This is a genomic window from Pseudoalteromonas luteoviolacea (genome assembly GCF_018100925.1).
Taxonomy (GTDB): domain Bacteria; phylum Pseudomonadota; class Gammaproteobacteria; order Enterobacterales; family Alteromonadaceae; genus Pseudoalteromonas; species Pseudoalteromonas obscura.
Genome location: NZ_JAGJEH010000044.1, coordinates 1 through 1169, shown reverse-complemented (window position 1 = coordinate 1169; position 1169 = coordinate 1). Strand labels below are relative to the sequence as shown.

The 1169-nt window shown below is 49.4% G+C and carries 1 rRNA gene; it reads right to left on the bottom strand.

Annotated elements, in window-relative coordinates:
• A 23S ribosomal RNA gene (locus tag J8M00_RS27940) occupies nucleotides 1-1150 on the bottom strand; the annotation flags it as partial.
• Nucleotides 1151-1169 lie beyond the last annotated feature (19 nt).

Here is a 1169-nt window from a genome sequence, read left to right as displayed (position 1 = left end):
GCAGCCGTAGCTTCGGTGGTATGTTTAGCCCCGTTACATCTTCCGCGCAGGCCGACTCGACTAGTGAGCTATTACGCTTTCTTTAAAGGATGGCTGCTTCTAAGCCAACCTCCTAGCTGTTTTAGCCTTCCCACATCGTTTCCCACTTAACATACACTTTGGGACCTTAGCTGACGGTCTGGGTTGTTTCCCTCTCCACGATGGACGTTAGCACCCACCGTGTGTCTCCCGGATAGTACTTTACGGTATTCGGAGTTTGCAAAGGGTTGGTAAGTCGGGATGACCCCCTAGCCTTAACAGTGCTCTACCCCCGTAAGTATTCGTCCGAGGCTCTACCTAAATAGATTTCGGGGAGAACCAGCTATCTCCCGGTTTGATTAGCCTTTCACTCCTAGCCACAGGTCATCCCCTAACTTTTCAACGTTAGTGGGTTCGGTCCTCCAGTCAGTGTTACCTGACCTTCAACCTGCCCATGGCTAGATCACCGGGTTTCGGGTCTATACCCTGCAACTTAAGCGCCCAGTTAAGACTCGCTTTCGCTACGGCTCCCCTAAATGGTTAACCTTGCTACAGAATATAAGTCGCTGACCCATTATACAAAAGGTACGCAGTCACCCTCGAAGGGCTCCTACTGCTTGTACGTACACGGTTTCAGGTTCTATTTCACTCCCCTCACAGGGGTTCTTTTCGCCTTTCCCTCACGGTACTGGTTCACTATCGGTCAGTTGGGAGTATTTAGCCTTGGAGGATGGTCCCCCCATATTCAGTCAAAGTTTCACGTGCTCCGACCTACTCGATTTCACTTCAGATAAATTTTCGTGTACGGGACTGTCACCCTGTGTCGTCCAACTTTCCAGAAGGTTCCACTAATTACACTGAAGCTTAAGGGCTAATCCGATTTCGCTCGCCGCTACTTTCGGAATCTCGGTTGATTTCTTTTCCTCGGGGTACTTAGATGTTTCAGTTCTCCCGGTTTGCCTCTTACAGCTATGTATTCACTGCAAGATACCGCTAAGCGGTGGGTTTCCCCATTCGGAAATCTAAGTCTCAAGTGCCTCTTACTGGCTTGACTTAGCTTATCGCAAGTTAGTACGTCCTTCATCGCCTCCAACTGCCAAGGCATCCACCGTGTACGCTTAGTCACTTAACCATACAACCCAAAATGGTTT